General features: G+C 69.5%; 20 protein-coding genes and 1 pseudogene. 8 read left to right on the plus strand and 13 right to left on the minus strand.

Translation table 11 applies throughout. The annotated features are described in order from the left end of the window. Positions 1–12 precede the first annotated feature (12 nt). Positions 13–663, minus strand: coding sequence for a response regulator transcription factor (locus ACTWPW_RS16285; RefSeq protein ID WP_375110477.1), 651 nt, complete (start codon positions 661–663; stop codon positions 13–15). Beyond that, positions 660–2,090: a sensor histidine kinase gene (locus ACTWPW_RS16290; RefSeq protein ID WP_443169160.1), complete on the minus strand. Its 1,431-nt coding sequence runs from the start codon at positions 2,088–2,090 to the stop codon at positions 660–662. Before ACTWPW_RS16290 ends, ACTWPW_RS16285 begins: the two co-directional genes overlap by 4 nt. Positions 2,091–2,199: 109 nt before the next feature. On the opposite strand from ACTWPW_RS16290, the gene ACTWPW_RS16295 reads away from it, so the two are divergent. Together ACTWPW_RS16295 and ACTWPW_RS16300 are read left to right on the plus strand one after the other, a co-directional pair. Beyond that, positions 2,200–3,105: an ABC transporter ATP-binding protein gene (locus ACTWPW_RS16295; RefSeq protein WP_375110475.1), complete on the plus strand. Its 906-nt coding sequence runs from the start codon at positions 2,200–2,202 to the stop codon at positions 3,103–3,105. Then, a complete protein-coding gene (locus ACTWPW_RS16300; RefSeq protein ID WP_375110474.1) occupies positions 3,102–3,830 on the plus strand; it encodes an ABC transporter permease in 729 nt (242 codons plus the stop codon). The genes ACTWPW_RS16295 and ACTWPW_RS16300 overlap by 4 nt, the downstream gene beginning before the upstream one ends. A gap of 44 nt (positions 3,831–3,874) precedes the next feature. On the opposite strand, the gene ACTWPW_RS16305 is transcribed toward ACTWPW_RS16300, so the two are convergent. Beyond that, positions 3,875–4,789 (minus strand): SMP-30/gluconolactonase/LRE family protein, encoded by a 915-nt coding sequence (locus ACTWPW_RS16305; RefSeq protein WP_375110473.1) that lies wholly within the window; start codon positions 4,787–4,789, stop codon positions 3,875–3,877. 56 nt (positions 4,790–4,845) lie between these two features. Here ACTWPW_RS16305 and ACTWPW_RS16310 point away from each other — a divergent pair, with 56 nt between their 5' ends. Both ACTWPW_RS16310 and soxR read left to right on the plus strand, forming a co-directional pair. Beyond that, positions 4,846–5,277, plus strand: a complete 432-nt coding sequence (locus tag ACTWPW_RS16310; RefSeq protein ID WP_375110472.1) for an Lrp/AsnC family transcriptional regulator — start codon at positions 4,846–4,848, stop codon at positions 5,275–5,277. 9 nt (positions 5,278–5,286) lie between these two features. Then, the gene (gene soxR / locus ACTWPW_RS16315; protein WP_375110471.1) at positions 5,287–5,778 is read left to right on the plus strand and encodes a redox-sensitive transcriptional activator SoxR; all 492 of its coding nucleotides are present in this window, start codon (positions 5,287–5,289) and stop codon (positions 5,776–5,778) included. A gap of 27 nt (positions 5,779–5,805) precedes the next feature. Here soxR and ACTWPW_RS16320 read toward each other — a convergent pair whose 3' ends face one another. Together ACTWPW_RS16320 and ACTWPW_RS16325 are read right to left on the minus strand one after the other, a co-directional pair. Beyond that, positions 5,806–6,267, minus strand: coding sequence for a universal stress protein (locus ACTWPW_RS16320; RefSeq protein WP_443169161.1), 462 nt, complete (start codon positions 6,265–6,267; stop codon positions 5,806–5,808). Between the two features lie 115 nt (positions 6,268–6,382). Further along, positions 6,383–6,961 (minus strand): hypothetical protein, encoded by a 579-nt coding sequence (locus ACTWPW_RS16325; protein ID WP_443169162.1) that lies wholly within the window; start codon positions 6,959–6,961, stop codon positions 6,383–6,385. A gap of 85 nt (positions 6,962–7,046) precedes the next feature. Between ACTWPW_RS16325 and ACTWPW_RS16330 the strand changes: the two genes are divergently transcribed. After that, entirely contained in the window at positions 7,047–7,607 is a 561-nt protein-coding gene (locus tag ACTWPW_RS16330; RefSeq protein WP_375110468.1) for a GtrA family protein, read from the plus strand. Between the two features lie 94 nt (positions 7,608–7,701). On the opposite strand, the pseudogene dnaB reads toward ACTWPW_RS16330, so the two are convergent. After that, a pseudogene (dnaB, locus tag ACTWPW_RS16335) lies at positions 7,702–9,866 on the minus strand (replicative DNA helicase). A 283-nt stretch (positions 9,867–10,149) separates the two neighbouring features. Between dnaB and ACTWPW_RS16340 the strand changes: the two are divergent. Both ACTWPW_RS16340 and ACTWPW_RS16345 read left to right on the plus strand, forming a co-directional pair. Further along, positions 10,150–11,451: an MATE family efflux transporter gene (locus ACTWPW_RS16340; RefSeq protein ID WP_443169163.1), complete on the plus strand. Its 1,302-nt coding sequence runs from the start codon at positions 10,150–10,152 to the stop codon at positions 11,449–11,451. A gap of 69 nt (positions 11,452–11,520) precedes the next feature. Beyond that, a complete protein-coding gene (locus ACTWPW_RS16345) occupies positions 11,521–12,993 on the plus strand; it encodes an APC family permease (protein WP_375110465.1) in 1,473 nt (490 codons plus the stop codon). Positions 12,994–13,040: 47 nt separating this feature from the next. On the opposite strand, the gene ACTWPW_RS16350 is transcribed toward ACTWPW_RS16345, so the two are convergent. From ACTWPW_RS16350 to rpsF, 7 genes are all read right to left on the minus strand, one after another. Further along, positions 13,041–13,805: an amino acid ABC transporter ATP-binding protein gene (locus ACTWPW_RS16350; RefSeq protein ID WP_443169164.1), complete on the minus strand. Its 765-nt coding sequence runs from the start codon at positions 13,803–13,805 to the stop codon at positions 13,041–13,043. Further along, positions 13,802–14,641, minus strand: a complete 840-nt coding sequence (locus tag ACTWPW_RS16355; protein WP_375110463.1) for an amino acid ABC transporter permease — start codon at positions 14,639–14,641, stop codon at positions 13,802–13,804. Before ACTWPW_RS16355 ends, ACTWPW_RS16350 begins: the two co-directional genes overlap by 4 nt. After that, entirely contained in the window at positions 14,638–15,492 is an 855-nt protein-coding gene (locus tag ACTWPW_RS16360; RefSeq protein WP_443169165.1) for an ABC transporter substrate-binding protein, read from the minus strand. The genes ACTWPW_RS16355 and ACTWPW_RS16360 overlap by 4 nt, the downstream gene beginning before the upstream one ends. Positions 15,493–15,891: 399 nt before the next feature. Beyond that, positions 15,892–16,338, minus strand: coding sequence for a 50S ribosomal protein L9 (rplI, locus tag ACTWPW_RS16365; protein ID WP_364111643.1), 447 nt, complete (start codon positions 16,336–16,338; stop codon positions 15,892–15,894). 14 nt (positions 16,339–16,352) lie between these two features. Then, the gene (gene rpsR, locus ACTWPW_RS16370) at positions 16,353–16,589 is read right to left on the minus strand and encodes a 30S ribosomal protein S18 (protein ID WP_020543048.1); all 237 of its coding nucleotides are present in this window, start codon (positions 16,587–16,589) and stop codon (positions 16,353–16,355) included. A 63-nt stretch (positions 16,590–16,652) separates the two neighbouring features. Further along, positions 16,653–17,222: a single-stranded DNA-binding protein gene (locus ACTWPW_RS16375; protein ID WP_443169166.1), complete on the minus strand. Its 570-nt coding sequence runs from the start codon at positions 17,220–17,222 to the stop codon at positions 16,653–16,655. A gap of 78 nt (positions 17,223–17,300) precedes the next feature. Next, positions 17,301–17,591 carry a 30S ribosomal protein S6 gene (rpsF, locus tag ACTWPW_RS16380; protein ID WP_106242878.1) on the minus strand — a complete coding sequence of 97 codons (291 nt, stop codon included), beginning with the start codon at positions 17,589–17,591 and terminating at the stop codon, positions 17,301–17,303. Between the two features lie 200 nt (positions 17,592–17,791). On the opposite strand from rpsF, the gene ACTWPW_RS16385 reads away from it, so the two are divergent. After that, positions 17,792–18,100 carry a hypothetical protein gene (locus tag ACTWPW_RS16385; protein ID WP_375110460.1) on the plus strand — a complete coding sequence of 103 codons (309 nt, stop codon included), beginning with the start codon at positions 17,792–17,794 and terminating at the stop codon, positions 18,098–18,100. Positions 18,101–18,173: the final 73 nt, after the last annotated feature.

Here is an 18,173-nt window from a genome sequence, read left to right on the forward strand (position 1 = left end):
CTTCGAAGCAGGCTAACGGCTGTTGAGGTAGGCGAGAACGGCCAGTACGCGCCGGTTGTCGTCGTCGGACGGGACGAGACCCAGCTTGGCGAAGATGGCGGCCGTGTGCTTGGCCACAGCGCTCTCGCTGAGGTAGAGGCGCTGCGAGATCGCGGCGTTGGAGCGGCCCTCGGCCATGGCCTCCAGCACCTCGCGCTCGCGCGGCGTGAGCTCGGCCAGCGGCTCGTGCCTGGCGTTGCTGGCCAGCAGTTTGGCGATGACCTCCGGGTCCATGGCCGTGCCGCCCTGGGCCACCCTGCGTACGGCGTCGATGAACTGCTCGGCGTTGAAGACGCGGTCCTTCAGCAGGTAGCCGATCGCGCCCGAGCCGTCGGCCAGCAGCTCGCGGGCGTACAGCTGCTCGACGTGCTGGGACAGCACGAGGACGGGCAGCCCCGGCAGCTGCTTCCTGGCCGCGAGCGCGGCCTGCAGGCCCTCGTCGGTGAACGTGGGCGGCAGCCGCACGTCCACGATCGAGACGTCCGGGCGCAGCTCCAGCAGCCCCTTCAGCAGCTCGGGCCCGCTCTCCACGGCCGCCACGACCGTGAACCCGTGGGCCTGGAGGAGGTGGACCAGGCCGTCCCTGAGCAGGTAGAGGTCCTCGGCGATCAGTACGCGGTTCATCGGCACCAGGGCTTCACGAGGGTTCCCTCCGCCATGAGGCTGTCGCGGTCGTGCATGGTCGGAATGCGGTGGGCCATCACGTACATGATGACGCCGAGCGAGATCATGCCAAGGATCACCGGCCACTGCCAGACCTCGGGGAGGTGCAGGGCCAGGAACCAGGACTTCTCGTCAAATCCGATGATCTTGAAAATGGCGGGCACGATTCCCTGCGGGAAAGTGGGGCACCAGGCCGTGGCCCAGAAGAGGACGACCGTGGCCGCCTTCCAGCGCGGCAGGTTCGGCAGGGTGCTCGTCCAGTGCACGGGAAGCACGCGCGGCAGCTGCATGGTCACGGTGGTGGGGCCGCCCGGCGGGCTGTTCAGGGCCATCAGGCCGTCGAAGGCGGCCAGCCGCCGTTCGATCCCGGCCAGGCCGCTGCCCCTGGCCGGGTCGGCGCCGCCGAGGCCGTCGTCGGAGACCGTGACGCGCAGGTCGGAGCCGTTGGAGCTGATGTCCACGACCGCCTTGGACGCGCCCCCGTGCCGGGCGGCGTTGGACAGCAGCTCGCTGACCGCGAAGTACACCGCCGCCTCCACGGGCGCCTCCGGCCGGTGCGGCAGGTCGACGTCCACGGTCACCTGCAGCGGGCTGTCCATGGCCAGCGCCCGGACGGCGTCGGCGAGGCCGCGCTCGGCCAGCACCGGCGGGTGGATGCCGCGGATGACCCGGCGCAGCTCCGTGAGCGTCTCCGAGGAGGCGTCCCTGGCCTTGGCGAGCAGGGCCTTGGCCGCCTCCGGGTTGGTGTCGACGAGCTGCTCGACCGCGCCGAGCGTCATGCCGATCGCCACGAGCCTGGCCTGCGTGCCGTCGTGCAGGTCGCGTTCGATCCTGCGCATCTCGGCCGCCTGGGAGTCGGTGGCCAGGCTGCGGGTGCGCCTGAGCTGGATCACCTGGCCGGCCAGGCGGCTGGCCGCGGTCGCGCCGAGCAGCAGGTCGCTCCAGAGGCCGTACACGCGCAGGCCGCGCTCGGGGATCACCAGGAACAGCGGCGCCAGCGCCACCTTCACCACCGGGTCGAGCAGCAGCCAGGCCTCGTCCCGCCAGGTCGCCGGGTCGCTGATCAGCCACTTCCACCGGTTGTTCCAGGCCGGCATGCGGGGCGTCTTGTAGAGCGTGCGCTCCGACCGGTACATCCCGTCGGCCTGCGGGACCGGAGGCGGGGGCGGGGGTACGTAGGGGGGCTCGACCTCGATGCCGGACCAGCGCGACACCAGCCGCCGGTTGTGCTCCGCGAGCCGCCTGACCATCATCACCTGCGGCGGGAACAGGAAGACCATGCCCAGCGCGAAGGTCAGGAGCAGCATGACAGCCGTCAGGGCGATCAGGGGCACCTGGACGAGGACGAGCGCGAGCAGCGTCGCGATCTGGCCGTACCTCCGAAGCATGCTCTCAGTCTGCGTCACCGGGGCGGCGGCGGTCACTGCACCTAGGTACACCCTTGCCGGGCAGCTAGCGAGATTCCGGGACAGGAGGCGTGTTCCTAGCGTCTAAGACATGAAAATCATCGAGGTCAGGAACCTGCGCAAGCAGTACCCGAACCACCTCGCGGTCGACGACGTGTCGTTCGAGGTGGCGGAGGGCGAGATCTTCGGCATCCTCGGCCCGAACGGAGCCGGGAAGACCACCACCGTGGAGTGCGTGGCCGGCCTGCGGTCACGCGACGGCGGCACCGTACGGGTGGCCGGGCTGGACCCGCAGACGGACCGGGACGGGCTGCGCCAGGTGCTGGGCATGCAGCTCCAGAGCGCGGCGCTGCCGGACAAGATCAAGGTGTGGGAGGCGATGGACCTGTACGCCTCCTTCTACCCCGACCCCGCCGACTGGGGGGAGCTGCTGGACAAGGTGGGCCTGGCGGACAAGCGCCACACCTATTTCAGGCAGCTGTCCGGCGGCCAGCGGCAGCGGCTGTCCGTGGCGCTGGCCCTGGTGGGCCGGCCCCGCGTGGCGGTGCTCGACGAGCTGACGACCGGGCTGGACCCGGCGGCCCGCAGGGACACGTGGGAGCTGATCGAGCAGGTACGCGACACAGGCGTGACCATCGTGCTGGTCACCCATTTCATGGAGGAGGCCGAGCGGCTCTGCGACCGGCTCGCCCTCATCGACGCCGGCAAGGTGGTCTCCACCGACACGCCCGCCGGGCTGATCAGGCAGGTGGGCTCGGAGCAGCGGCTGCGGTTCCGGCCGTCCGCGCCCATCGACGACGCCGTGCTGCTGGCCCTGCCCGAGGTGCGGGACGTCACCAGGAGCGGCGACCAGATCGTGGTGAGCGGCTCGGACAACCTCGCGACCGCCGTCACCCTCACCCTGGCCAACCACCAGGTCGTACCCGCGAACCTGCGGATCGAGCAGGCCACCCTCGACGACGCGTTCCTCGCGCTCACCGGAAGGAAGCTGTCATGAAGTTGCTGATCGTGGAGGCCAAGCTGCACCTGCGGGACTGGCCGTCCCTGCTGTTCACCATCGGGCTGCCGGTCGGGCTCCTGCTCGTGCTGGGGCTCAGCATCCCGACCATGACGCAGCAGCAGGAGTCCGGCCAGCGGGCCGTGGACACGCAGATGCCGAGCATGATGACGCTCCTCGCGCTGCTGACGCTGGCCTGCACCGTCCTGCCCGGGGTGCTGGCGTCGTACCGGGAGCAGGGGGTGTTGCGGCGGATGTCCACCACGCCCGTGCACCCGGGGCGGCTGCTGAGCGTGCAGTTAGTGATCAACCTGGCGGTCGGGGCCGTGTCCACGACCATCCTGATCGTGACGGCCGCGGCGGTGTTCGGCTCGTCGCCGCCGAAGCAGTGGGTGGGGTTCGTCCTGGTCTTCCTGCTCGGCACCGCCGCACTGATGGCCATCGGGCTGGTGATCGCCGCCCTCGCGCCGAACGGCAAGGTCGCGCCCGGGATCGGGTCGGCCGTGATGTTCCCGCTGATGTTCCTCGGAGGGATGTGGCTGCCGCGCGACTTCATGCCGGACGCGCTGCGCACGGTCAGCGACTATTCCGTGGCGGGGCCGTTCGCCCAGGCGCTCCAGGACACCTGGGCGGGCCACGCGCCGCAGCTCGGGCACCTGGCGGTGGTGGCCGCGGGGCTGGTGATCTTCGGCGGGCTGGCGATCCGGTTCTTCCGGTGGGAGTGAGCCCCTGCGACGGCCCGCCGTCACAGGGGCACGGCGGGCCGTCGTCAGCGCCTGGCCCAGACCGGGCGCGCTCCCGTGACGTTGGTCATCAGGGAGTAGAGCGAGGACGACGCCGTGATGAACACCCGGTTGCGCTTGGGCCCGCCGAACACCAGGTTGGCGGTGGACTCGGGCAGCCGCAGCCGGGCGATCAGGGTGCCGTCGGGGTCGTAGCAGAGCACCCCCTTGCCGGCCGCGGTCCAGACCCGGCCGGCATCGTCAAGCCGCAGGCCGTCGAAGTTGTCCTTCTCGGCCCCCTCCGCGAAGACCTTGCCGCCACCCAGCGTGCCGTCGTCGCCCACCTCGAACACCCGCAGGTGCCTGGCCTTCGTGTCGGCGATGTAGAGCCGGCGCTCGTCCGGCGAGAAGGCCAGGCCGTTGGGCCGGACGAAGTCGTCGGCGACGATGCGCACCTCGCCCGTGACCGGGTCGGCCCGATAGACGTGGCAGCCGTCGATCTCCTGCTCGGCGGCCACGCCCTCGTAGTTGCTGAGGATCCCGTAAGGCGGGTCGGTGAACCAGACGGAGCCGTCGGAGTGGACGACCACGTCGTTGGGGCTGTTGAACCGCCTGCCCTGCCAGCGGTCGGCGATCACCGTGATCGAGCCGTCGTGCTCGGTGCGGGTCACGCGGCGGTTGCCCTGCTCGCAGGAGATCAGCCGGCCCTCGCGGTCGAGCGTGTTGCCGTTGGTGTAGCCGGAGGGCTGCCGGAACGGGCCCACCGCGCCGGTCATCTCGTCCCAGCGCAGCATCCGCTCATTGGGGATGTCGCTCCAGACGAGGAAACGGCCGGCCGGGAAGTAGACAGGGCCTTCCGCCCAGCGGGTGCCGGTGTAGAGGATCTCGACCTTGTCGTCTCCGCCGAACCCGGAGGCCCGCTCGTCGAGTACCTCGAACTCTGTGGGGATCGTGTCCGTCATAGCGCTAACCATACGTGGTTTGGTTCGACTGGCATATCTCCAGATAACATTTGGCCGTGGATGAAATCGACAGGATGTTGGTCGGGTTGTTGCAGGAGGATGCGACGCGGTCCTACGCGGTGCTCGGCAAGGCGGTGGGGTTGTCCAGCGGGGCCGCGCACGAGCGGGTGCGCAAGCTGCGGGAGCGTGGTGTGATCAGGCGCACCACGATCGAGGTGGACCAGGCGGCGCTGGGGCGACCCGTGACGGCGTACGTGCTGGTCGACGGGGGGTCGTGGATGGGCGGCAGCGCGGAGGGGCTGGCGGGGATCCCGGAGGTGGAGGAGGCGCACGTCATCGCGGGGCCCGCGTCGGTGTTGCTGAAGATCCGTACGGCCGGCACGCGGGAGCTCCAGGACGTGCTGCGCCGGGTCTTCGAGGTGGAAAGCGTGACCGGGACGCAGACGATCGTCGTACTGGAGACGTTCTTCGAGCGGACCCTCAAGTAATCTCCAGGTATGACGAAGGTCGCCTGGAACACCAAGGAACTCACCGTCGGCCAGCTCGCCGAGCGCAGCGGCGTCGCCGTCTCGGCCCTGCACTTCTACGAGGCCAAGGGGCTCATCAGCAGCCGGCGCACGGCCGGCAACCAGCGCCGTTACCCCCGTGACAGCCTGCGCAGGGTCGCCTTCATCAGGCTCGCCCAGCGCATCGGCATCCCGCTCAAGGTCATCAAGGACGCCCTGGCCGAGCTGCCGGACGAGCGCACGCCCACCAGGGACGACTGGGCCAGGCTGTCGGCGGCCTGGCGCGGCGAGCTGGACGACCGGATCGAGCAGCTCCAGCGGCTGCGCGACGACCTCACCGACTGCATCGGCTGTGGCTGCCTGTCGCTGGACCGGTGCCCGGTGGCCAACCCGCACGACCGGCTGGGCGAGGAGGGGCCGGGCGCGCGGCGCATCGACACCCGGCTGGCCCCGCCCCAGAACTGCTGCGCCACCGCTTCCTAGCCTGTCCGGCTGTTCCTCTGGCTGTCTCTAGCCTTTCCTGGCCTGGTCCTTGGCCGGCGGGACGATGAGGGTCGGCCGGTGGGCGTGGTGCAGCACGTGGTTGGAGACGCTGCCGAGCAGCACCGACCGGACCCCGGCCAGGCCACGCGAACCCGTGACGATCAGCGAGGCGTCGATCTCGTCGGCCACGTCCACGATCGTCTTCCAGATCGACTCGTTGTCGGCCACCGCCCGGTAGGTGACGTCGGCGAGCCCGGAAGCGATCGCCAGGTCGGCGCCTTCCCGGGCGTGCTGCTCGGCCTGGGCGTGCGACTGGTCCTCCGTGTCCTGGTCGAGCACGCCGGCGGCCAGCGGGTATTTCTTGAGCTGGACCAGCAGCGGCTCCCACACCGTGACGACGACCGTGGGCTCGGCGGCGAGGTGCTTGGCGGCGAACTCGATGGCGGCGCGCGAGTCGGCCGAGCCGTCGTAGGCGACGAGGATGGTCATGGCGTTCTTCCCTTCGCTTCTCTCCCTCGTTAGAGCACCGGAGAGATCACCTGCCATCCCCGTGGCGAATGTCTACTTCGTCACATGCAGGGTTCCGCGACCTGGCCATCAGGCCTCACCAGTTGTCCCATCCATGGTGGCCGAACCAGCGACCACCGACGTGGCGGTACTCGTCGTCGACGGTCTCCGCCTCCGGTTCTCCATGAGGCACCAAGAGGAAGCCGGTGTTACTGTCGATGACCCATTCTTCGGTTCCCAGGTAGGCCGAGCCCGGGACCGGTTCCGACTCGACGTAGTGCGGAGCCGAGTAGCACACCCGATACAGACCGACCCACTCGCAGGGCGCGTCGAACCGCGACTGCTCCTTCACCGTCGCGGCATACGCCTCCATCTCGGGAAGGGAGATCGCGAACCTCAGCTGGAAGGGCGCGTTCGTGACGATCGCGAGTATCACGGCCAGGACAAGCAGCGGGGCTACCAGCCATCGCCATGGACGACCGCTGACCTGGCCCTGCAGCGAGGCCGCAATGAGGCGGCCGATGTAGATCAGCGGGCCCAAGATGAAGACCCCGAGCACGAACATCTCGATGCCATACCAGAACGGCACGCTGGCCCAGTAGAGCACGAGCAGGCAGGGAGCCAGCAGTCCGCTCAGGAAGATCCACCCCGGCGGCTTGGTGATCACGGAGATCATTGCGACACCTTAGCCAGATCGCCACCTACGCTGACGCCCCCGGGCGAGCCGTCTCCGTCAGTCTTGTCACCAGGGTGTTCGCCTGGTGAGAAGATCGGGGGTGCTCCGAATAGCAAACGCAGTACGCGCAAGACTGCCGGAACCGCTGCACGCACTTGCACTGAAGCACCGTGAACTGCTGAAGTTCGCGGTGGTGGGTGGAACAGCGTTCTTGGTGGACAACACGGTGTTCTATGGGCTGAAGCTGACCGTTCTGGAACCGAAACCGGTGACCGCGAAGGTCATCGCGGTGCTCGTGGCGACGATCGTGTCTTACGTGTTGAACCGCGAATGGTCGTTCCGGACCAGGGGCGGCCGCGAGCGCCGTCACGAGGCGGCGCTGTTCTTCCTGGTCAGTGGCGTCGGTCTGGTGCTCAGCTCCGCGCCGCTGTGGATCTCCCGGTACGCGTTCCGCCTGGAAACCCCGGACGTGAGCCTGGTGACCCAGGAGATCGCCGACTTCGTGAGCGCGCAGATCATCGGCACGCTGATCGCCATGGTCTTCCGCTTCTGGGCGCTCCGGAAGTGGGTCTTCCCCGACGAGAAGGCCCGGTCCGGCCGCGTGCGGCTGGCTCCCGCTCCCGATCCCGCGGACAAAGCGGCTTGATGGCCACGAATCCGGAAGCCGTTTCGGCGGTCGACTGAGTTCATGCCGCTGCTGCGCCCCACGGGTGCAGGGACCGCGGAACCCACAGCCGACGCTAGTGCTGGGCCATGTCCACGAAGCGGCTGTAGTGGCCCTGGAAGGCCACGGTGACGGTGGCGGTGGGGCCGTTACGGTGCTTGGCCACGATCAGGTCGGCCTCGCCGGCCCTCGGCGACTCGCGCTCATAAGCGTCCTCGCGGTGGAGCAGGATGACCATGTCGGCGTCCTGCTCGATCGATCCGGACTCACGCAGGTCGCTGACCTGGGGGCGCTTGTCGGTGCGCTGCTCGGGACCACGGTTGAGCTGTGAGATCGCGATGACCGGGACCTCGAGCTCCTTGGCCAGCAGCTTGATGGCACGCGAGATCTCCGAGACCTCGTTCTGGCGGCTCTCGGTCTTCTTCGGCGAGCTCATCAGCTGGAGGTAGTCGATGACCACGAACCTCAGGTCGTTGCGCTGCTTGAGCCGCCGGCACTTGGCCCTGATCTCCATCATCGACATGTTGGGCGAGTCGTCGATGAACAGCGGCGCCTCCGCCACCTCGCTCATCCGGCGGGCCAGGCGGGTCCAGTCGTCGTCGCCCATCATGCCCGAGCGCATGGCGTGCAGTGCCACGCGGGCCTCGGCGGACAGCAGACGCATGGTGATCTCGTTGCGGGACATCTCCAGGGAGAAGATGACCGTGGTCATCCCGTGCTTGATCGCCGCGGAACGGGCGAAGTCGAGGCCGAGCGTCTGTTGTGGGTGGGGATGCACGCCCTGCTCGCGAGGTAGAGGTGGTCGGCGTTGTCGACCTCGACGCAGCGGACGGGACGCGACGGGATCGGGCGTACGGCCACGATGTGGTGGACCGGCGTGGCGGGGTGCTCGGACTCCTGGGGGACCGCGAAGTCGATCACGTGGCGGCTGCGGCCGCCGGCCGCCTGCTCGGTGCGCATCGTCGCCCGGTGCCCGAGGGTCAGGACGAGCTCCAGCGCGTCGTCCGCCAGGCGCCGGCCGGTCAGGGCGAGCTGGACCTGCCCGCCGGTGCTGCCGGGTTCCGGGCCGAGCAGCCCTGCCAGCAGGTCGAGCCGCTGCTTCTCCGAGGCGCGCAGGTAGCGCTCGGGGATGTGCTTGTCGTGGCGGACGCCCAGCTCGCGTAGGAGGTCCTGAACAGCTCTGTCGCCCTCGCCGGCGGCCAGCCAGGCGCCGAGCGAGTACGGCGGCAGCGGTAGGTCCTGCTCGGCGAGCTCGAAGGGGGCCGCGACCGCCACGGCGTGGCCCGGCCGGTCGTCAGGTGTCGGGCCGCGGAGCGAGGCGGCGAGCTCCTCGGTGGTGAGCACGCTCCGGTGAGCGGCCGTCGTGCGCCACTGGTGCTGGGCGTCGGCGACGATCACCGTACCGTCGTCGAACTCCACCTCGTAGCACGGCCGCCCGTGCAGCACCTCGGTCGCCGCGACCACCCTGGTCGGTCTCCCGTCGGCGCCGATGAGCCGGTCGCCCACCTCGACCTCGCCCATCGTCGTCCAGCCGGTCGGCGTGGGCAGCGGGGTGTCGAGGTCGAGGGCCTTGCCGATCGCGGGCCGGGCGGCCACGACGATCATCTGGCCCGGGTGGAGGCCGTTGGTGAGCTGGTCGAGGTCCGCGAAGCCGGTCGGCACGCCGACCATCTGGCCGCCGCGGCTGCCGATGGCCTCCAGCTCGTCGAGGGCGCCGGGCATGATGTCGGCCAGCGGCGCGTAGTCTTCCGAGGTGCGGCGCTCGGTGACCTTGTAGATCTCCGCCTGCGCGCGGTCGACGAGGTCGTCGACCTCTTCGTTCTGGCCGCCGTAGCCGTAGGAGACGATGCGGGTGCCGGCCTCGATGAGGCGGCGGAGGATGGCCTGCTCACGGACGATCTTGGCGTAGTAGCCGGCGTTGGCGGCCGTGGGCACGACGGCGGTGAGGGTGTGGAGGTAGGCGGCGCCGCCCACCCTGGCCATCTCGCCGCGCTTCTGCAGCTCGTCGAAGACCGTGACCGCGTCGGCGGGCTCGCCCCGGCCGTAGAGGTCGGTGACGACGTCGTAGACCATCTGGTGCGCCGGGCGGTAGAAGTCGTCGGAGCGCAGGATCTCCACGACGTCGGCGATGGCGTCCTTCGACAGCAGCATGCCGCCGAGGACCGACTGCTCCGCCTCGATGTTGTGGGGAGGTGTGCGTTCGAAACCTGGGCCTCCGCCGGCCTCTTCGTCAATGCTCACCGCGCCCCCTCAACAAACTTGCAGGCGGTCGCACCACCCCCACTTGTAGTCGACCGGTCTGACAGTTTCGCGGAGTCGCGGCTCGTCGGCAACGTGGCCTGTGGACAACCCTGTGGTCAAGCTGTGCACTATCGCGCCGAGGGTGTGAACGGCCTGTGGACGGGCCTGGGGATAACTCTTGCGGATATCCACCGAAGCCAGTGTGAGCAGGGCGAACGGTGTCCACCGGCTGTGGAGGAAAGAAAGTTGGCCCGACACGCCGTGTAATGGCCATAATGGACAAATGCCCATTACATCCAGAGACCGGGAGATCCTGCGGCTGGCCGTGCCGGCGTTCGGGGCGCTGGTGGCCGAGCCGCTCTTCCTGCTCGCCGACTACGCCATCGTGGGCCACGGACTCGGCACCACGGCCGTGGGCGCTCTGGGCGTGGCCGGCACGGTGCTGGCGACGTTGGTGAACCTGTGTGTCTTCCTCGCCTACGGCACGACGGCGTCCGTGGCGCGCCAGACGGGTGCGGGCAACCACGCACGGGCCATGCGCAGCGGTGTGGACGGCATCTGGCTCGCGCTGGCCATCGGAGTCGCGCTGATCGTGGTGTGCTGGCCGCTGGCGCCGGCGATCGTGGAGCTGTTCGGGGCGGTCGGGACGCAGGCCGCGCAGGCCGTGACGTACCTGCGGATCAGCCTGCTCGGCACGCCCGGCATGCTGGTCGTGCTGGCCGGGACCGGGGTGCTGCGCGGGCTGCAGGACACGGTGACGCCGCTGGCGGTGGCCGTGGGGTCGTTCGCGGTGAACGCGGCGCTGAACGCCTGGTTCGTGCTGGGGCTGGGGTGGGGCATCGCGGGGTCGGCGTGGGGGACGGTGCTGGCGCAGACCCTCGGCGCGGCCGTCTACCTCGTGGTGGTGGCGCGCGGGGCGCTGCGGCTGGGGACGCCGCTCATGCCCAGCATGAACGGGGTCAGGCAGGCCGGTACGGCCGGGTTCGCGCTGCTCATCCGTACCCTTTGCCTGCGAATCGTGCTGCTGGTGGCCACCGTGATCGCCACCAGGATGGGCCAGGCCGAGCTGGCCGCGTACGCCCTGGCCACCCAGGTGTGGACGCTGCTCGCCTTCGCCCTGGACGCCATCGCCATCGCGGGCCAGGCCATCACCGGGCGCTCGCTCGGCGCGGGGGACGTCGCCGCCACCAGGGCCGCGACGAAACGGATGGTGCAGTGGGGCATCTGGTCCGGCGCCGTGCTCGGTCTGCTCGTCCTGGCCGCCAGGCCGCTGCTGCCCGGCCTGTTCGACGCCGATCCGCGGGTCGCCGAGCTGCTGCTGGCCCTGTTGTGGCCGGTTGCGCTGTTCCAGCCGGTGTGCGGGGTGGTGTTCGTGCTCGACGGCGTGCTGATCGGGGCGGGCGACCAGCGTTACCTGGCCTGGGCGGGGGTGTGGACGACGCTCGCGTACCTGCCGGCCGCCCTGCTCGCCGCCGGGCTGGGGGTCGTCGCCCTCTGGTGCGCGCTGGGCGTGTGGATGGTGGCACGCCTGATCACCCTCGTCCGCCGCGCGGCCGGCCCTGCCTGGCTGGTGACCGGGGCGTGACTGTTTCGTGCTTGCCGTTGTCCAAGGGGTGAGACATTGTGGGCGAGTTCCCTGAGCGGGGTGTGTCCCTTGTCCACGATTCTGCGAAGACTGCCACCTTCTGAAGCGACCGGCCTGCGCACCGGCGCGCGGCACAGCCTCGCCGAGCTCTACCGCCCGGCCGACCTGGTGGTTCTCGGTCTCGGCGTGATGATCGGCGCCGGCATCTTCAGCATCGCCGGGGAGCAGGCCGCCACCGCGGCCGGCCCCGGGGTGATCCTCTCCTTCATGATCGCGGGCATCGCCTCTCTGCTCGCCTGCCTCTGTTACGCCGAGCTGTCGTCCACGATGCCGACCTCCGGCAGCGCCTACACCTTCACCTACGTCATCTTCGGCGAGGTCTGGGCGTGGATCATCGGCTGGGCGCTGATCCTCGAGCTGCAGTTCGCCGCCGCGGTGGTGGCCAGGGCCTGGGCCGGAATCGCGGTCGGGGCGGTCACCGCCTTCGGCGTCCGCGTCCCCCAGGAGGCGCTCGTCCAGGACCTCCTAGTGCTCGCCATCCTGGTGCTGCTCACCGGCATCGTGGCGCTGGGCGCGCGGATCGGGCTGCGGGCGCTGTGGATCATGGTGTCGGCCAAGCTGCTGGCGATCGGCGCGGTCATCGTCGTCGGGCTGGCGTACGTCGACGTGGCGAACTTCGGCGAGTTCTACGTGCCGCCGAAGCCGCTCGACACCGCGCCGGCCACCGTGCTGGGGATTTTCGTCGGGGAGGGTCAGGCGTTCGGCTGGTTCGGGATCTTCGCGGCGGCCTCGGCCATCGCGTTCGCGTACATCGGGTTCGACATCGTGGCCACCTCCGCCGAGGAGACCGTGAACGCGCCCAGGGCCGTGCCGAAGGGCATGATCCGCAGCCTGGTGATCGCCACGGTCATCTACCTGGCGGTGGCGCTGGTCATGGTGGGCATGGTGTCGTACACGAGGATCTCCGCGCAGGCGCCGCTGGCCAGCGCGTTCCGGGCGGTCGGCGTGGACTGGATGGTGCACGTCATCGACGTCGGGGCGGTGCTCGGGCTCACCACGGTGATCCTGGTGCTGATCGTGGGGCAGACGCGGGTGCTGTTCTCGATGGCCCGCGACGGGCTCATCCCGCGCGGACTGGCCTCGGTCAGCCGCCGCTACCACACGCCCACGCGGGTGACGCTGGTGATCGGGCTGGTGGCGATCGTGCTGGCCGAGTTCGTACCGGTGATCCAGATGCGGGAGCTGGTGGTGATCGGGACGCTGTTCGCGTTCGCGTTCGTGGCCGCGGGGGTGATCGTGATGCGGCGGCGGATGCCGCACCTGGAGCGGGGGTTCCGGGTGCCGCTCTCGCCGCTGCTGCCCGCGCTGTCGCTGGCGGCCACGCTCTGGCTCATGGTCAACCTGCGCGTGCTGACCTGGGCCTGGTTCGCCCTGTGGATGGCCTTCGGCCTGGCCGTCTACCTCGCGTACGGCCGCCGCCACAGCCTCCTGGCCCGCCCGCGCACCCCGGAGAGGCCGGCACACGGGCGGCACCGCCGGTAAGAGCCACCCGGATCGCACCGGCGCCGGACACCGCCCATACGGACGCCCTAGAACCGCCGGGACTCCAGCACGCTGCGCAGGAAGTCCTGGGTCCGCTCGTGCTCGGGTGCGGTGAAGATCTGCTCGGGCGAACCCTTCTCCAGGAGCACGCCGCCGTCGAGGAAGCACACCGTGTCGGAGATGTCCCGGCAGAAGCCCATCTCGTGGGTCGTGAGGATCATCGTCATCCCCGACTCCTTGAGCTCCCTGATGATGCCCAGCACCTCCACGACCAGCTCGGGGTCCAGCGCCGAGGTGACCTCGTCGAGCAGCATCAGCCTGGGCTGCGTGGCCAGCGCCCTGACGATGGCCACCCGCTGCTGCTGCCCGCCGGAGAGCTGGTCGGGGTAGGCCCGCGCCTTCTCCGCCAGCCCGAACTTGGCCAGCAGGTCGTACGCCTGCTCCTCCGCCTGGCCCCGCGCCACCCGGTGCACCTGCCGGGGCGCCAGCGTGATGTTGTCCAGCACGGTCATGTGCGGGAACAGGTTGAACGCCTGGAACACGATGCCCAGCCGCTTGCGCACGTCATCCACGTTCGTGCGGGGGGCGGTGATCTCCTCGCCCTCCAGGTGGATGGCGCCGTCGTCCACCGTCTCCAGCAGGTTGACGCAGCGCAGGAGCGTGGACTTGCCCGACCCCGAGGCCCCGATCAGGCTGACCACCTCATGCGGGCGCACCTCGAGATCGATGCCGCGCAGCACGTGGTGGCCGTGGAAGTTCTTCCACACCCCCTCGATCGTCAGCAGGCTGTGTCCGATTGCCGGCTCGCTCATGCTCCGCGCCTCCTGCGGGTGCGGGCGGCCAGGTGGTCGGTGAACCTGGCCAGCGGGATCGTGAGCAGGATGAACAGCAGCGCCGCGGCCAGATAGGCCGTGTAGTCGAACGTCCTGGCCACGTGGATCTGCGCCTGCCTGAGCGCCTCCAGCGGCCCGATGGTGGCCACCAGCGCGGTGTCCTTCTGCAACGAGACGAACTCGTTCAGCAGCGGCGGCACGACCCTGCGGGTGGCCTGCGGCAGGACCACGAACCGCATGGTCTTGGCGTGGCTCAGCCCGAGCGAGCGGGCCGCCGCCACCTGGCTCGGGTGCACGGACTCGATCCCGGCCCGGAACACCTCCGCCACGTACGCGCCGTACGAGAGCGTCAGCGCGATGATGGCCAGCGTCACCAGATCGGTCGGGATGCCCTGGAGCCGGAGCGCCGGCAGCCCGAACCCGATGAGGTACACCACCAGGATGGTCGGCACGCCGCGGAAGATGTCGGTGTACAGCGTGGCCAGCGCCCGGATCGGGAAGAACGCCGGCGTCCTGATGCCCCTGGCCAGCGCCACCAGCAGGCCCACGACGAGGATCAGCGGCTCGGCGATGAGGAAGATCTCGATGTTGACCAGGAAGCCTTCCAGCACCTTGGGCAGCGCCTCGGCGAACTCATCGGCGTCGAAGAACGTCTCCTGCACCCGGGGCCAGCCCGGCGAGCTGGTGGCCACCCACACGACCAGGACGACGAAGATCACCGTCGAGGCCGTCGCGATCGAGGCCGAGCGGCGACCGTGCGACCTGCGTACCCGCTCCCGCTCGGCCTGCCGCTCCGACTTGACCCACTCGCTCATCGGAGCTCGGGAGCGCCCGCCGCCGAGCCGAGCCACTGCTGCTCGATCCTGGCCAGCTCACCCTTCGACTTCAGCGCGTCGACGGCCTTGTCCACGCACGGCTTGAGCGCGCTGCCCTTCTCCATGACCAGCCCGAACTCCTCCGGCGTGCCACCCGTCGAGCTGAACTGGCCCACGATCCTGGAGTTCTCCACCTGCGCGGCCGTCACGTAGAACGCCGTCGGCAGGTCCACGACCAGCGCGTCCACCTGATTGTTCTTCAGCGCGTTCACGGCGTCGATCTGCTCGTTGTAGACGTTGGGGTCGTCGGCGGGCTTGATGACGTTCTGCACCGCGTCGAGCGAGGTGGTGCCGACCTGTACGCCGATCTTCGCGTCCTTCAGCTCGGCCAGGCTCTTCGCCCCCGCGAACTTGCCGCTCTCGACCGTCACGACGGCCTGCTTGACCGTGTAGTAGCCCTTGCTGAAGTCGACCGCCGTGGCCCGATCAGGCGTGATCGAGACCTGGTTGACGTCGAAGTCGAACTGCTTCTCCCCCGGCGCGAACGCGGCGTCGAACTTCACCGTGTTCCACTGCACCTCGCTGCGGTCGAAGCCGAGCTCCCCCGCCACCGCGAACGCCACCGCGCTCTCGAACCCCTGCCCGTTGCTCGGGTCGTCGTCCTTGAACCACGGCTCGTACGCCGGCTTGTCGGTCCCGATGGTGAGCTTGCCCGGGGTGATGAGCTGGAGTTGCTCCTTGGTGCACGCGGTGGACGTCGTGGGGGCGGCGGCCGTGGTGGCCGGGTCGTCGACCGGTGCGCAACCCACCAGGGCCACGGCCAGCGCGAGCAGCATCAAGGGACGGGCCATGGCCGTGCCTCCAGGGGGAATGCCGAAAGAACGAGGGCATTCTACGCCGCCCGGATAGGGAATTACGTCCCCGGGTGCCCGCTCGCCACGGCGATCGGCCCACGTGGGCTCGCGTGACGGCGACCGGCCGGTGAAGGGTCAGAGGCCGTTTCCTGGAAGGCGCTCAGCCGAAGTGCGGCGGGTGGGTGGCCACGGCCCGCCGTGATGAATGGTTGGCCCGGACGCCCAGAACGGCGCGACGAGCCGGCCGCGAGCACTGCGAAGACCGCGAGAACCGGCTCGGAAGACTGCAAGAACCGCGAACATCCGCGACAACCGGCTCGGAAGACCGCGAGGGGCCGGCGAAAGCCCCGGGAAAATGAAAGGCCCCCGCGCGGAGCGGGGGCCTTCCGGTCGAACTCAGCTGGCGACGACCTCGACGTCCACGGAGGCGGAGACCTCCGGGTGGAGCTTGACGGTCACGCGGTGGGAACCGACGCTCTTGATCGGGTTGACGATCTCGATGCGGCGGCGGTCGAGGATCGGGCCACCGGCGGCCTTGACGGCGTCGGCGATGTCGCCCGTGGTGATCGAGCCGAACAGGCGGCCGGAGTCGCCCGCACGGGTGGCCAGGCGGACGCGCAGCGCGCCGAGCTGGCCGGCGACCTCCTTGGCGGTGCCGAGGTCGCGGATCTCGCGAGCGTCGCGAGCCTTGCGGATGGTCTCGATCTGCTTCTCGGCGCCCCGCGTCCAGCGCATGGCGTAGCCGCGCGGGATGAGGTAGTTACGGCCGTAGCCGTCCTTGACCTCGACGACGTCGCCAGGGGTGCCGAGGCCGGAGACCTCGTTGGTGAGGATGAGCTTCATATCGACAGGCCTCCTTAGCGCGCGGTGCTCGTGTAAGGCAGCAGGGCCACCTCACGCGCGTTCTTGATCGCGGTCGCCACGTCGCGCTGGTGCTGGGTGCAGTTGCCCGTCACCCGGCGCGCACGGATCTTGCCGCGGTCGGAGATGAACTTCCGCAGCAGCGCCGTGTCCTTGTAGTCGACGTAGGAGATCTTGTCGTGGCAGAACAGGCAAACCTTCTTCTTGGGCTTGCGCAGTGCCGGCTTTGCCATCGTGGTGCTCCTTTCAGAGCCCCGCCTTCAGGGCGGGAATGGACTCGGGCTTGTGGACTGGATTTAGAAAGGCGGTTCGTCGCTGAAGTCGTTGCCGCCGCCGCCGAAACCGCCGCCGCCGCCACCGCTCTGCTGACCGCCGCCGCCGCCGAAGCCGCCGCCACCGCCCTGGTAGCCGCCGCCCTGGGGCGGGGCGGGCGACGCGGAGGCCCACGGGTCGTCGGCCGGACCGCCGCCGAAGCCGCCGCCCCCGCCGCCGCCTTGGCGGGAGGTGCGGTTGACCTTGGCGGTGGCGTTGCGCAGAGACGGGCCGACCTCGTCGACCTCGACCTCGTAGACCGTGCGCTTCTCGCCTTCCTTGGTCTCGTAAGACCGCTGCTTGAGCCGCCCCTGCACGATGACCCGCATGCCGCGCTGGAGGCTCTCAGCGGCGTTCTCCGCCGCCTGCCGCCACACGTTGCAGGTCAGGAAGAGGCTCTCGCCATCCTTCCACTCGTTGGTCTGTCGATCCATGAACCGCGGAGTGGACGCGATGCGGAATCGAGCCACCGCTTGCCCCGTCGGGGTGAAGCGCAGCTCCGGGTCGTCGACCAGGTTGCCGACGATGGTGATTACGGTGTCGCCTGCTGCCATGGCTAGCGCTCGCCTTCCTGCACGCCTTCGCTTGGGTTACGGCTCAGAGTACGGGGCTTCCCCGACAAAAGCCGGAGGTTAGTGCACGTCCGGACGCAGGACCTTGGTGCGCAGAATGCCCTCGTTGAGGTTCATCTGCCGGTCGAGCTCCTTGACCGTCGCGGGCTGCGCGGACAGGTCGATGACGGCGTAGATGCCTTCGGACTTCTTGTCGATGTCGTAGGCAAGACGGCGACGGCCCCAGACGTCGACCTTCTCCACGGTGCCGCCGTCGTTGCGGACCACGGTGAGGAACTGGTCGAGGGACGGCGCGACGGTGCGCTCATCGAGCGAAGGGTCCAGAATGACCATTACTTCGTAACGACGCATGCGGGACTCCAACCTCCTCTGGACTCTTGCGGTCACGACACTCTGCCGTGACAGGAGGACGCTGACGTCTGAACCCGGGCGGCCCCTTTCGGCACCCCGGGGCGATGGATCACCCATCACAACGCAGCTTGCCCAGGTTACCAGCCGCGAGTAGGTGGGAAGGCCTGTAGGAAACCAAGGGGGTGATGGTTGTGCCACACGTGCTTCAACCCTCCGAGAGGGAGCGGTTCAAGCTCACGCTCAACACCGACGGACGCCCACACCCGGTCGAGAACATGCTGGCCGTCGCCACGCTCGTGTGCGGTGTGGTCGCTTTCGTCGCGACGTTCTGGTCCTCGGCCCACATGATCGCGTCGTGGTTCGGCACGCTGGGTTTCGGTATGGGTCTCTATTCGCAGTACGTCTCGGCGACCACGCCGCAGCGCTCGCTCAACGTCGTCGGGCTCGTGGGCTCGTTCGTGGGCGCCGCGCTCGGCATCGCCCACGGCGGTTTCCTTCCCCACCCGTAAGCCCGCCCGCCCGTGAGCCCGTCCGTAAGTCCGCCCGTAAGTCCGCCCGTAAGTCCGCCCGTGAAGCTCGGCT

Source organism: Nonomuraea sp. KM90 (assembly GCF_052246675.1).
Lineage (GTDB): Bacteria > Actinomycetota > Actinomycetes > Streptosporangiales > Streptosporangiaceae > Nonomuraea.